Source organism: Stenotrophomonas sp. VV52 (genome assembly GCF_002893095.1).
Taxonomy (GTDB): domain Bacteria; phylum Pseudomonadota; class Gammaproteobacteria; order Xanthomonadales; family Xanthomonadaceae; genus Stenotrophomonas; species Stenotrophomonas aracearum.
This window is the reverse complement of sequence record NZ_PKQQ01000001.1, coordinates 203,739-216,560: the sequence shown is the minus strand read 5'-3', so window position 1 is coordinate 216,560 and position 12,822 is coordinate 203,739. Positions and strand designations below refer to the sequence as shown.

Genomic DNA, 12,822 nt, shown 5'->3' with positions numbered 1-12,822 from the left:
GCGAACGGCAATGATTACCATGCGCACTTTGCAGCGCAACGGATGCGCGCCCCTCGCACTCGGCTTCCGCATGCCCTTCACGCTTGCCACCCTTTATTGCCTCCTGGCCGGTACCGCCTCGGCGTTCTCTGCGCTGGCCTTCTACGCAGCCTCGCCACACTGCCGCTGGCCGCGCCTGCGCCGAGGCGCGCGGCTGGGCCGCCAGCTCGGGCTGGTGGCGGCGGCCACGGCGTTGTGGCTGTGGATGGGCCAGCTCGGCCTGGCCACCGGCCTGTGCGTCACGCTTGGGATCTGGATGCTGACCGCGCTGGTGCTGCCCTACCTGGCGGCGTGGACGCGCCCCGACGCGGAGGCGCGACGCTGATGTGGGCTCGTGCGCTTGCCGGCCTGCTGGCCGGCTTCTTCGTGGCGGCCGCGGCTGCCGGGCTGATCACCTGGCTGCCGCCGGGTCCGTGGCAGTCGGTGATCGTGCCCAGCATGGTCGCCTTCATTCCGTTGTGGATGCTGGCCGCGCTGTGGGCATTCGCGTTCCGCACCGGGCTGCGCGCGTGGCTGTGGCTCGGTGCCAGCGCCGCGTTCGGCTTCGGCCTGCTGTGGCTGCTGCGCCACTTCGATTGGGTGCAGTGAGGTCTATTCGATGAAATTCAGTTCGCTCACCCTGCGCACCTTCACCACGCTGCACACCTGGGTCGGCCTGGTGGCCGGCTTTGCGCTGTTCGTGGCGTTCTATGCCGGTGCGATCACGGTGTTCCACCACGACCTGCCGCTGTGGCAGTCGCCGCAGGGCATGGACCAGCCGGCGCAGACCCTGGACGACGCCCAGCGCCTGCTCGATGGCGTGCTGGCCAGGCATCCGGACGCGCGCAAGCACATCGGCATGACCTTCCCGGGCGCGGAGACGCCGCAGTCCATCGCGTACTGGCAGGACGCCAAGGGCACCTGGCTGTTCGCCTGGGCCGACCACGTGGACGGCAGCCCTACCCCGCCGCAGGCCGGGTTGGCCGAGCTGGTCAATGAACTCCACTACACGCTGGGCCTGCCGGTGGCGGGCATCTACCTGATGGGCGTGGTCAGCCTGCTGTACGGGCTGGCGCTGCTGTCCGGTCTGGTGATCCACCTGCCCAAGCTGGTCGGCGACCTGTTCGCGCTGCGGCCGGGCCGCAACCTGAAACAGATGTGGCAGGACGCGCACAACGTGATCGGCGTGCTGAGCCTGCCGTTCCACCTGCTGTTCGCGGTGACCGGTGCGCTGCTGTGCCTGATGTTCCTGCAGATGGCCGCGCTCAACCCGCTGATCTACGACGGCAAGCTGCTGGCGGCGATTCCCGGTGCGACCGATACCGCACCGATCCGCGCGCCGGCCAACGAGCCGGTGCGTGCCGGCAGCCTGGCGATGCTGCATGCGCGCTCGATCGCGGTGGCCAACGAGATGGGCCAGCAGCGCTTCGAGCCGGCCTACCTGAAACTGGCCAATGCCGGCGATGCCAATGCGGTGATCGAGATCACCGGCGACGGTGGCGTGTCGCTGGGCCCGCTGGGCGCGGTGGAAATGGACGCCAACACCGGCGAGGTGCTGCACACCCAGCTGCCAGGCCAGCGCGACGCCAACCACGCGACGCTGGCGGCGGCCTATGCGCTGCATTTCGGCGAATTCGGCAACGGGCTGGTGCCGTGGCTGTACTTCGTGCTCGGGCTGGGCGGTGCGTTTCTGTTCTATTCGGGCAACCTGCTGTGGATCGAGTCGCGCCGCAAGCGTCGCCAGGTCGAGCAGGGTCGCGCGCAGGTGAACATGGCGCGGGTCACGGTGGGCGTATGCATCGGGCTGTGCGTAGCCGTCTCGGCGGCGTTCGTGAGCGTGCAGCTGCTGGAGCACCTGGCACCGGCGCACGCCGACGCTGGCATGCGCTGGACGTGTTTCCTGGTCTGGGGCGGTTGCGCCCTGTGGGCGGCGCTGCGTGCACCGTCCAAGGCCGCTGTGGAGCTGCTGTGGGCGGCTGCAGTGGTGACCGCGTTGATCCCGGTGGTGCACGGCGCAATGAGCGGGCTGTGGCTGTGGACCAGTGCCATGCACGGGTATTGGCCCTTGTTCTGGGTGGACGGTGTGGCGTTGGCGATGGCGATCGGGTTTGCCGCGATGGCACGTGCGACCCGTCGCCGTGCGCTGCACGGCGACCCGAACAGCGTCTGGGCGCACGCGAGGTAACAACAGAATGCGTGGCATCGGCGGTCGGAAATCCTGCGGATGATGGCGCAACCATCGGTAGGGTCGGTTCCCAAACGACCGCCGATAACGGTGATTATCCGATTAACGCATGACCATTGAACGGAATCGCGCGTTGTGGCGTTTCTCCGTTCGGAAGTCATGCGTCACCGTGCGTATCGCCTATATCGGCGGTCGTTTGGGAACCGACCCTACCGGCAGAGCGCATCGAAATTACCGCCGCATCCGTATCACCGGAACGGTGCGGCCATCGCTTTCAACAGGCTGGCCTGGTCGTCGTCACCGGTCAGCTCCCAGGTGAACACACCGCGCAGCTTCTGCTCCTTGGCGAAATCGGCGCGGATGCCGATCGACTGCGGGTCTTCGTAACTGATGAACACCTTCTGCGCCGGGTTGTACAACCACGGGGTCTGCGCGACCGGGTGCCAGTGCCGCTGCCAGCCGGGCTTGCCGAGGAATTCGGCCTTGATGCGGCGCCAGTCGCCTGCGTCGAAAGGCGCGCTGTACGGCTGGTACAGGCCATCGGCGCTGTCGCCGGTAACGGTAAACCCACGCCCGTAGAACGGCACGCCCAGCACCAGCTTGTCGGCCGGCACGCCGTGGTCGCGGTAGAACTGCACCGCCCCTTCCACGTTGTTCCAGCGGCGCTGTTCCTGCGCCAGCGGGTCCTGCGGCACTTCGCGCAGCGGCGCGTTGAACGTGGACACCTTCGAGAAACCGGTGCCCATGTCGTAGCTCATCAGGTTGATGAAATCGAGCTGCGCGCCCAGTTCCTTCAACTCATAGCTCAGCGCCGGGTCGTACGGCCCGTCTGTCTGCACGCGGCCGGCCGGCAGCGCGGCGGTGAGCAGGCGGTGCGGGCCCTTGCCGCCGTCCAACGCGTCCAGCTGGCGACGGAACTCCTGCACCAGCAGGGTCATGTTGTGGCGGTCTTCGGGACGGTCGGTGATTTCCAGCGGGCCGCCGGAGACCGGGAACTCCCAGTCGATATCCACGCCGTCGAAACTGCCGCGATGCTGCTCGAAGAACATCGCCACGCACGAGCGCACAAAACGCTCACGGCTTTCCGGGGTCAGCGCCGCATCGGAGAAGCCGCCAGCGTTCCAGCCACCAATCGAGATCATGCTGCGCAGCTGAGGGTGCGCGCGCTTGAGCTCGGCAAGCGCCTTGAAGTGTTCCGGTGCGGCGGCGTCCACCACGCACCGACCGTCTTCGATGCGGGCGAAGGCGTAGAACAGATGGGTGAGCGTGTCGGCCGGGATGCTGGCCACCGGGTAGCGTTCGGCCGAACCGCCCGGGTAGTAGGCGCCGATCACGGCGTTGGATGCGGGCGCGGCGTGGCTCGAAAGCGGCAGTGCGGCAACGATGGCCGCACCGAGCAGGGAGACGATGAAACGGGACATGGCAACTCCGTGGACCTGGATGAGGCCAACGGTAGCAAGCCGCGCGGGCGTGTGGCGGGATGTCCTGCGAATCTGTCCGGCGGACGCGCGTTGGCGCCCTGCGGGGGTCAGCGCGGACAAAAAAACGGGCCGAAGCCCGTTTTTTTCTTTCAGGAGGAGTGACGACCAACGGTCGTCACCCACCGCCTGATCATTCGGCCGAAGCGCCTTCGCCTTCTTCGACGGCCTTCATCGACAGGCGGATACGGCCCTGCTTGTCGACTTCCAGCACCTTGACCTTGACCACGTCGCCTTCCTTCAGCTTGTCGCCGACCTTCTCGACGCGCTCGCTGGAGATCTGCGAGACGTGCACCAGGCCGTCCTTGCCCGGCAGGATGGTCACGAACGCACCGAAGTCCATGATCTTGGCGACCTTGCCTTCGTAGATGCGACCCGGCTCGACGTCCGAGGTGATCTGCTCGATGCGGGCCTTGGCGGCCTGCGCGGCAATGGCATTGACCGAAGCGATGACGATGGTGCCGTCGTCCTGGATGTCGATCTGGGTGCCGGTTTCCTTGGTGATGGCCTGGATGGTGGAACCACCCTTGCCGATCACTTCGCGGATCTTGTCCGGGTGGATCTTGATGGTCAGCAGGCGCGGCGCGTAGTCCGACAGCTCTTCGCGCGGGGCGGTCAGGCCATGGGCCATTTCGCCCAGGATGTGCAGACGGCCAGCCTTGGCCTGCTGCAGGGCCTGCTTCATGATCTCTTCGGTGATGCCTTCGATCTTGATGTCCATCTGCAGGGCGGAGATGCCCTCAGCGGTACCGGCGACCTTGAAGTCCATGTCGCCCAGGTGGTCTTCGTCACCCAGGATGTCGGACAGGACGACGAAGCGCTCGCCTTCCTTGACCAGGCCCATGGCGATACCGGCGACCGGCGACTTGACCGGCACGCCGGCGTCCATCAGGGCCAGCGAGGAGCCGCAGACCGAGGCCATCGACGAGGAACCGTTCGACTCGGTGATTTCCGAGACCACGCGGATGGTGTACGGGAAGGCTTCCAGCGACGGCATCACTGCCAGCACGCCGCGCTTGGCGAGGCGGCCGTGGCCGATTTCGCGACGCTTCGGGCCCATCATGCGGCCGGTCTCACCCACCGAGTACGGGGGGAAGTTGTAATGGAACAGGAAGTTGTCCTTGTACTCGCCCGAGACGGCGTCGATCACCTGGCCGTCGCGTGCGGTGCCCAGGGTGATGGTGACGATGGCCTGGGTCTCACCGCGGGTGAACAGCGAGGAACCGTGGACGCGCGGCAGGATGCCTGTCTTCACGGCGATCGGGCGGACGGTGTCCAGCGCGCGGCCGTCGATGCGGACCTTGGTGTCCAGCACCGAGTTGCGCATGGTGCTGTATTCCAGCTCGCCGAATTCCTTCGACAGTTCGGCCGGGTTCCAGCCGTCGGCGGCAACGCGGCCGGCCAGCGACTCGGTCACGTCCTTCTTGATCGCCGAGATGGCGTCGCGGCGCTGCAGCTTGTCGCGCACCTGGAAGGCTTCGCCCAGGCGCGGGCCGATGGCTTCCTGCAGGGCGCTGATCAGCGCGTCGTTCTTGGCCGGGGCGACCCAGGTCGACGGCTTGGTGCCGGCTTCCACGGTCAGCTCGTTGATGGCGTTGATGACCTTCTGCATTTCGCGGTGACCGAAGGTCACGGCACCCAGCATCACGTCTTCGGACAGCAGCGCGGCTTCGGATTCGACCATCAACACGGCGTTGGCGGTACCGGCCACGACCAGTTCCAGCTCCGAATCCTTCAGTTCGGTCACGGTCGGGTTGAGGATGTACTCACCGTTCTTGTAACCGACCTTGGCGGCGGCGATCGGGCCCTTGAACGGGGTGCCGGCCAGCGACAGGGCGGCCGAAGCACCGATCAGCGCCGGGATGTCGCCGTCGATGTCCGGGTTCAGCGACATCACCGTGGCGATGATCTGAACTTCGTTCTTGTAGTCTTCCGGGAACAGCGGACGGATCGGGCGATCGATCAGGCGCGAAATCAGCGTCTCTTTTTCGGTCGCGCGGCCTTCGCGCTTGAAGAAGCCACCCGGGATGCGGCCACCGGCGTAGAACTTCTCCTGATAGTCACAGGTCAGCGGGAAGAAGTCCTGGCCCTCACGCGCGCTCTTGGCAGCCACGGCGGAGACCAGCAGCACGGTGTCGTCGAACTTGACGATGACGGCGCCACCGGCCTGACGGGCGATTTCGCCGGTTTCAAGCGTGACGGTGTGCTTGCCGTACTGGAAGGTTTTGGTGATTTTTGCCACGGGGGATGTCCTTGGGATGATGCTGTCTTCGAATGGACCGCAGGCGACCCTTGCCGCCGACGGGTGACCGGTAGTCCGGTCCAAGCGATGTATTCGGTACTGCCAAAACAAAACCGCGGCGCATTCCTGCGCCGCGGTCGGGATTCTTGCTTAGCGACGCAGGCCGAGCTTTTCGATCAGGGCCTTGTAACGCGCGCCGTCCTTCTTCTTCAGGTAGTCCAGCAGGCTGCGGCGGCGGTTGACCATCTGCAGCAGGCCACGACGGCTGTGGTGGTCCTTCTTGTGGGCCTTGAAGTGGCCGGTCAGCAGCTCGATGCGGGCGGTCAGCAGGGCGACCTGCACTTCCGGGGAGCCGGTGTCGGCGGCGCTGCGCTTGTTGTCTTCAATGACCTTCTGGGTGTCGATCGACATTGCTTTCTTCTCTTTTAGATGCGTGGCCCGCAGAAACGTCCCATTGACGTACCGCGCGACTCGCCGTTAACGAAATGATGAACCCGCAGATGCGGGCAAGCCTGAAAAGGCCGCGAAATTGTAACGGTCGCGGCCTCCCGGGACAAGCGCCGGGCCGGTCCGGGTCAGAGGTTGAAGCAGCGCTGCGGGGACAGCCGGCCGGTCTCGTCGACCTCGCCAAGCCCCAGGATCGGGCCGTTCGGGCCGTATACGGCGACCGTTCCCGCGCCCCAGGCCGGGTTGCGCAGGCGCTGGCCCACCGAGAACCGGGGCGCCTGTTCAGCATCCAGGTCGATTCGCGGATAGTCCGCCAGGCCGGCCGCCAGCGGCAGCAGCAGGGCTTCCAGGGCGGTTTCGTCGCCCTGCCCGGCCAGCTCGCGCAGCGTGTCCAGGGTCACCATGGGCGCCTCGCGGAACGGGTCCACCCACAGGCGGCGCAGGCCGGCGATGTGGGCACCGCAGCCCAGGGTTTCGCCCAGGTCGCGGGCCAGGCTGCGGATGTAGGTGCCTGAACCGCAGGTCACCCGCAGCGACAAGCGGGTCGGCTGCTGGTCCAGCACCTCGATGGCGTGGACCTCCACGTCGCGCTCCGGCGCTTCGATGGTCTCGCCCCGGCGCGCCTTCATGTACAGCGGTTCGCCACCTTGCTTGAGGGCGGAATAGATCGGTGCGCGCTGTCGTATCCGGCCCTTCAGGGGCGCCAGCGCGGCCTCGAGCTGCTCACGGCTGATGGCAGGCACGGGGCGTTCCAGCAGCACGCTGCCGTCGGAATCGTCGGTATCGGTGGTCTGGCCCAGCACCACTTCGGCGTCGTAGGCCTTGGCCGAGCCCAGCAGCAGGCCGGCAATCTTGGTGGCCTCGCCGAAGCACAGCGGCAGCAGGCCGGTGGCGAGCGGGTCGAGGCTGCCGGTGTGGCCGCCCTTGTCGGCACGGAACAGGCGGCGTGCCACCTGCAGCGCGGCGTTGGAACTCATGCCGGCGGGCTTGTCGAGCAGCAGGATGCCGTCGAGGCGACGGAAGGTGATTCGGGTCATGGTGGTTCGAATGTGACAACAGCCCTTTCGGGCTGTCGTGGTTGGATCACTTGGCTTCGGTGTCGTTGTCGTCGTCGCCGTCTTCGGCTTCGCGGCTCTTTTCCGCCGCCAACGTATCGGGCAGGTCACGCAGCAGGTTGTCGATGCGCTCGCCACGGTCGACCGAGTCGTCGTAGTGGAAGTGCAGCTCCGGCACGTGGCGCAGTTTCATGGCCTTGGCCAGTTCCATGCGCAGGCCCCAGGCGATTTCCTTCAGCCCTTTCATCGCCTCTTCCGAACGTTCCGGCATGAGGGCGGTGACGAAGATCTTGGCGTGCGCCATGTCGCGCGTGATTTCCACGTCGGACACACTCACCGAAGGCAGGCCGTGTTCACGCACCGCGTTGTGCACGAGCGTACCCAGCTCACGGCGGATCTGGGCGGAAACACGGTCGGTTCGATGGAAGGTTTTGGGCACAGGCAGTCTCTTGGATTGTTGGTTTTCGGTAGGGCCCGACCGTGGGTCGGGCCCGTTCCGGTGTTACAGGGTACGCGGCACTTCGATACGCTCGAAGCATTCGATCTGGTCGCCAGCCTTCACGTCGTTGTAAGCCTTCACGCCGATACCGCATTCGGTACCGTTGCGGACTTCTTCCACGTTCTCCTTGAAGCGACGCAGCGATTCCAGCTCGCCTTCGAACACCACCACGCTGTCGCGCAGGACGCGGATCGGCTTGCTGCGCTTGACCGTGCCTTCGATGACCATGCAGCCGGCCACCGCACCGAACTTGGAGCTGCGGAACACGTCGCGGACCTGGGCGATACCGATGATCTCTTCGCGGATTTCCACGCCGAGCAGACCGGAAGCCACCTGCTTCACCTGGTCGATCACGTCATAGATGATCGAGAAGTAACGCAGGTCCACGCCATTGGATTCGATGATGCGACGCGCCGAAGCGTCCGCACGCACGTTGAAGCCGATGACGGTGGCCTTGGAGGCGACGGCCGAGTTGGCGTCCGACTCGGTGATGCCGCCCACGCCGGAGTGAATCACGTTGATGCGGATGTCGTCGTTGGACAGGCCCACCAGGGCCTGGCTCAGCGCCTGCACCGAACCCTGCACGTCGGCCTTGATCACCAGGTTCAGCACCTGCTGGCCATTGCCCTTGCCCAGGGTCGCCATGATGTCTTCCATGCGGCTGCCGGCGGACTGCACCATGCGCGATTCACGGCGCTTGGTTTCGCGCTGCTGCGCGACGTCCTTGGCCAGGCGCTCGTCCTCGACCACGACGAAGTCGTCGCCTGCGTCCGGCACGCCGGACAGGCCCAGCACCTGCACCGGAATCGACGGACCGGCGTGGTCCGGCTGCTTGCCGGTTTCGTCGAACAGCGCGCGCACGCGGCCGTACTGGATGCCGCACACCAGGTAGTCGCCCTTCTTCAGCGAACCCTGCTGCACCAGCACGGTGGCGATCGGGCCACGGCCCTTGTCCAGCGAGGACTCGATGACCACGCCGCTGGCGCGGCCTTCGGCCACGGCCTTCAGTTCCAGCAGTTCGGCCTGGATCGAGATGGCGTCCAGCAGGTTGTCGACGCCCGTGCCCGCCTTGGCCGAGATCTCCACCATCTGGATGTCGCCACCGAAGTCTTCGGCCACGACCTGCTCGGTGAGCAGCTCGTTCTTGACCCGCATCGGGTCGGCGCCGGACTTGTCCATCTTGTTGATCGCCACGATCAGCGGCACACCGGCAGAACGGGCGTGCTGGATGGCTTCCTTGGTCTGCGGCATGACGCCGTCGTCGGCTGCCACCACCAGCACCACGATGTCGGTCAACTTGGCACCGCGGGCACGCATCGAGGTGAACGCGGCGTGGCCCGGGGTATCCAGGAAGCTGATCACGCCCTTCGGCGTTTCAACGTGGTACGCACCGATGTGCTGGGTGATGCCGCCGGCTTCGCCGGTGGCGACCTTGGTGCGGCGGATGTAATCCAGCAGCGAGGTCTTGCCGTGGTCGACGTGGCCCATGATGGTGACCACCGGCGGACGTGCAACGGCTACGCCCTGCTCGCCTTCGTTCAACGCCAGCAGCGCGTCTTCGGCGTCGTTGGTGTTGGCACGGGTCACGTTGTGGCCGAGTTCTTCGGTCACCAGCGCGGCGGTGTCATGGTCGATGGTCTGGGTGATGGTGGCCATCACGCCCATCTTGAACAGCGCCTTGACCACGTCACCGCCCTTCAGGGCCAGCTTCTGGGCCAGGTCGGCCACGGTGATGGTGTCGCCGATGGTGACATCACGCACGATCGGAGCGACCGGACGTTCGAAACCATGGGCACCGCCGCCGCTGCGCGACTGGTTGCTGTCGCGACGACCCGGCTGCGCGCGCCCACCCGGACGACCACGCGTGTTGCTGTTGTTGCCACGGCGCGCACGGTCGGCGGCCGACAGGTGCATCTGGCCGGCGAAGCGGTTGCCACCGTCTTCGTCGCGCTTGGCGCCGGGGCGGTTGTTGTTCGAATTGCGGTCATCGGCACGGCCGGTCGTACGGGCCGGAGCCGGTGCCGACGGACGCGCGGCGGCACGTGCCGGCGCTTCGCTGGCGGCCGGGCGCAGTGCAGCCACCGGTGCCGGCGGTGCGTTCTTCGCAGCTTCCGCAGCGGCTTCGGCAGCCTTGCGCTCGGCTTCGGCGCGGTCCTTGGCGTCCTGCTCTTCCTGGCGCTTGCGTGCGATTTCTTCGTCGCGCACACGGTCCTTTTCGGCCAGCGAGCGCTGCTCGTCCAGATTGCGCTGGCGGGATTCCTCCAGCTTGCGCAGGATGTCGGCGCGCTCCTCATCCGGCGTCATCGCCTTGCCACTGGCGTCCTTGGTGTAGGTGCGCTTCTGGCGCACTTCCACGTTGACGGTGGTCTTGCTGCGGCCGGCGCTGACGGTCACTTCCTGCAACTTGCGACGGTTCAGGGTGATCTTCTTTGCAGCGTCGTCTGCGCTTTCGACGGGCTGCTCGGCCTTGCCATGCGAACGACGAAGGAAGCCCAGGAGCTTCACCTTCTCGGTGCTGGTCACGACCTGGTCGGGACCGCTGAACTTCATGCCGGCTTCGGCAAGCTGTACAAGCAGTTTTTCGACCGGCGTGTTGACCAGTTCGGCAAGCTTGCGGATGGTGGTTTGCTGCGACATTCGGATCCTATGATCTGGTTGGCGCTCCTTCGAAACGGGCGAAGGCAGCGCGGAGTCTAAGCCCTGATCGGGTCAGGGCACTGTTCATCGCTGGCTCATTCGCCGCGCTCCAGGCGGGCGATCTCCTCGGCTCGGGCGGCAAGGATCAGGGCGGCGGCGCGCTCCTGGTCCATGTCTTCGATGCCGAACTCGAGGATCTCGTCGGCGGCCAGGTCCGACAGGTCCTCACTCGTACGCACGCCATGGCCGGCCAGGGCGTAGGCGGTTGCCTCGTCCATGCCTTCCAGGGCGAGCAGGTCTTCAGACGGCGAACCTTCATCCAGACCTTCTTCCACCGCGAGCGCTTCGTTGAGCAGCGCGTCGCGGGCACGGGCACGCAGTTCCTCGACGATGTCTTCGTCGAAGCCTTCCACGGCCAGCAGTTCGCCGACCGGGACGTAGGCGATTTCTTCCACGGTGTTGAAGCCTTCGGTCACCAGGATGGCGGCGATTTCTTCATCCACTTCCAGCTTGTCCATGAACAGCTGGCGGGCCACGCCCTGCTCTGCCTCGGACTTGGCGGTCACCTGGTCCTGGGTCATCACATTCAGCTGCCAACCGGTCAGGCGGCTGGCCAGGCGCACGTTCTGGCCGCCCTTGCCGATCGCCTGGGCCAGGCGTTCTTCCGCCACGGCCAGGTCCATCGAGTGCTTGTCTTCATCGACGATGATCGACTGCACTTCCGCCGGCGCCATCGCATTGATGACGAAGTTGGCGGGGTTGTCGTTCCACAGCACGATGTCCACGCGCTCGCCATTGAGCTCGTTGGACACGGCCTGCACGCGCGAACCGCGCATGCCGATGCAGGCGCCGATCGGATCGGTGCGCGCGTCGTGGGCGAGCACGGCGATCTTGGCGCGGTCGCCCGGGTCGCGTGCACAGGCCTTGATCTCGACCAGGCCCTGGCCCACTTCCGGCACTTCCAGCTTGAACAGCTCGATCATGAACTCCGGGGCGGCGCGGCTGATGAACAGCTGCGGGCCACGCGGTTCCGAGCGCACTTCGGCCAGGTAACCGCGCACGCGGTCGCCGGCGCGCAGCACGTCGCGCGGAATGCCCTTGTCCTTCGGGATGAAGGCCTCGGCGTTGCCGCCCAGGTCCACATAGATGTTGCCGCGCTCGGCGCGCTTGACCACGCCGGTGACCAGTTCGCCCACGCGGTCCTTCCACGCATCGACCACCTGCTGGCGCTCGGCTTCGCGCACGCGCTGGACGATCACCTGCTTGGCGGCCTGCGCCGCGATGCGGCCGAAGTCCGGGTTTTCGATCTGTTCTTCGATGAAGTCGCCCACTTCCACGCCGTCGGCTTCGTCGATGGCGTCCATCAGGCGCACCTGGCGGTCCGGCGATTCCATGACCACGTCGTCGGCCACCACTTCCCAGCGGCGGAAGGTTTCGTAGGTGCCGTCCTTGTGGTCGATCGACACACGGGCCAGCACTTCCTCATCGGGGTAGCGCTTCTTCGCGGCCGAAGCCAGCGCGGCCTCGATCGCCTCGAAGATCACTTCACGCGGAACGCCCTTTTCATTGGCGACCGCATCCACTACCAGCAGAAGTTCCTTGCTCATTGGCTCACTCCGCGCGCGGCTTCTTGGCCGCGGGCTCGTTGGATGGTTTCTTGTTCGCCTTGCCACCCTGCTTGGGCGCCGGGCCAGTCGGTTTGGTCGGAGCCAGGCCGAGGGCGGCCCAGTCCGGCATGATGCGTGCCTTGTCGATATTCTCGACATCGGCGGTAAACGGGGAATTGTCGACCTTGAAGGTGACCGTATTCTGTTCGGCGTCCACGCTCAGGATTTCGCCCTGCAGGCGACGGCGGCCGTCCTGCGGCAGCTTCAGCACGACCTTGGCCGATTCGCCGATGGCGCGCTCGAACTGCTCGCGGGTGAACAGCGGGCGGTCCACGCCCGGCGAGGAGACTTCCAGCGTGTAATTGGCGCTGATCGGGTCTTCCACGTCCAGCTGGGCCGACACTTCGCGGCTGACCCGCTCGCAGTCGTCGATATTGACCATGCGCTCGGGCTGTTCGGCCAGCGGCACGTCGATATACAGGCGCAGCGTGGCGCCACCCGGGGCGGTCAGGTATTCCACACCCAGCAGCTCGAGACCCAGCGACTGAACGGTGGGGCCGAGCAGATTCGCGATTTCAGTTGCCTTGTCGCTCACAGTCTGCCTTGATTCGTTGAAAGAGGTGCTGCCCCGGCTTGCGCCCTGGGGCCCGGAAA

11 protein-coding genes are annotated in these 12,822 nt (G+C 66.1%); 3 read left to right on the top strand and 8 right to left on the bottom strand.

Annotation, left to right across the window (positions count from 1 at the left end; genetic code table 11):
• Positions 1–70: 70 nt before the first annotated feature.
• From C2U58_RS03425 to C2U58_RS03415, 3 genes are read left to right on the top strand one after another with little or no spacing between them, the layout of a single operon-like run.
• On the top strand, positions 71–364 hold the full coding sequence (locus tag C2U58_RS03425) for a hypothetical protein (RefSeq protein ID WP_102944999.1): 294 nt from the start codon (positions 71–73) through the stop codon (positions 362–364).
• Positions 364–627: a hypothetical protein gene (locus C2U58_RS03420; protein WP_102944549.1), complete on the top strand. Its 264-nt coding sequence runs from the start codon at positions 364–366 to the stop codon at positions 625–627. The genes C2U58_RS03425 and C2U58_RS03420 overlap by 1 nt, the downstream gene beginning before the upstream one ends.
• Before the next feature lie 10 nt (positions 628–637).
• Entirely contained in the window at positions 638–2,203 is a 1,566-nt protein-coding gene (locus C2U58_RS03415; RefSeq protein ID WP_102944548.1) for a PepSY-associated TM helix domain-containing protein, read from the top strand.
• Between the two features lie 248 nt (positions 2,204–2,451).
• Here the strand turns inward: C2U58_RS03415 and C2U58_RS03410 are convergent, their stop codons facing one another.
• From C2U58_RS03410 to rimP, 8 genes are all read right to left on the bottom strand, one after another.
• Positions 2,452–3,624, bottom strand: coding sequence for a glycoside hydrolase family 18 protein (locus C2U58_RS03410; RefSeq protein ID WP_102944547.1), 1,173 nt, complete (start codon positions 3,622–3,624; stop codon positions 2,452–2,454).
• Positions 3,625–3,814: 190 nt separating this feature from the next.
• Entirely contained in the window at positions 3,815–5,923 is a 2,109-nt protein-coding gene (gene pnp, locus C2U58_RS03405; protein ID WP_102944546.1) for a polyribonucleotide nucleotidyltransferase, read from the bottom strand.
• A gap of 150 nt (positions 5,924–6,073) precedes the next feature.
• Complete coding sequence (rpsO, locus tag C2U58_RS03400; RefSeq protein WP_102944545.1) at positions 6,074–6,334, bottom strand: 30S ribosomal protein S15; 261 nt, start codon at positions 6,332–6,334, stop codon at positions 6,074–6,076.
• A gap of 164 nt (positions 6,335–6,498) precedes the next feature.
• Positions 6,499–7,407: a tRNA pseudouridine(55) synthase TruB gene (truB, locus tag C2U58_RS03395; protein WP_102944544.1), complete on the bottom strand. Its 909-nt coding sequence runs from the start codon at positions 7,405–7,407 to the stop codon at positions 6,499–6,501.
• Between the two features lie 46 nt (positions 7,408–7,453).
• On the bottom strand, positions 7,454–7,864 hold the full coding sequence (gene rbfA / locus C2U58_RS03390; RefSeq protein WP_172448063.1) for a 30S ribosome-binding factor RbfA: 411 nt from the start codon (positions 7,862–7,864) through the stop codon (positions 7,454–7,456).
• Between the two features lie 63 nt (positions 7,865–7,927).
• On the bottom strand, positions 7,928–10,561 hold the full coding sequence (gene infB / locus C2U58_RS03385; RefSeq protein ID WP_102944542.1) for a translation initiation factor IF-2: 2,634 nt from the start codon (positions 10,559–10,561) through the stop codon (positions 7,928–7,930).
• A gap of 95 nt (positions 10,562–10,656) precedes the next feature.
• A complete protein-coding gene (gene nusA / locus C2U58_RS03380; protein WP_102944541.1) occupies positions 10,657–12,168 on the bottom strand; it encodes a transcription termination factor NusA in 1,512 nt (503 codons plus the stop codon).
• 4 nt (positions 12,169–12,172) lie between these two features.
• Entirely contained in the window at positions 12,173–12,763 is a 591-nt protein-coding gene (rimP, locus tag C2U58_RS03375) for a ribosome maturation factor RimP (RefSeq protein WP_102944540.1), read from the bottom strand.
• Positions 12,764–12,822: the final 59 nt, after the last annotated feature.

Coding starts and splice junctions, on each gene's coding strand:
- C2U58_RS03425 (WP_102944999.1), top strand. CDS start 71: ATGCCCTTCACGCTTGCCACCCTTTATTGCCTCCTGGCCGGTACCGCC.
- C2U58_RS03420 (WP_102944549.1), top strand. CDS start 364: ATGTGGGCTCGTGCGCTTGCCGGCCTGCTGGCCGGCTTCTTCGTGGCG.
- C2U58_RS03415 (WP_102944548.1), top strand. CDS start 638: ATGAAATTCAGTTCGCTCACCCTGCGCACCTTCACCACGCTGCACACC.
- C2U58_RS03410 (WP_102944547.1), bottom strand. CDS start 3,624: ATGTCCCGTTTCATCGTCTCCCTGCTCGGTGCGGCCATCGTTGCCGCA.
- rpsO (WP_102944545.1), bottom strand. CDS start 6,334: ATGTCGATCGACACCCAGAAGGTCATTGAAGACAACAAGCGCAGCGCC.
- truB (WP_102944544.1), bottom strand. CDS start 7,407: ATGACCCGAATCACCTTCCGTCGCCTCGACGGCATCCTGCTGCTCGAC.
- infB (WP_102944542.1), bottom strand. CDS start 10,561: ATGTCGCAGCAAACCACCATCCGCAAGCTTGCCGAACTGGTCAACACG.
- nusA (WP_102944541.1), bottom strand. CDS start 12,168: ATGAGCAAGGAACTTCTGCTGGTAGTGGATGCGGTCGCCAATGAAAAG.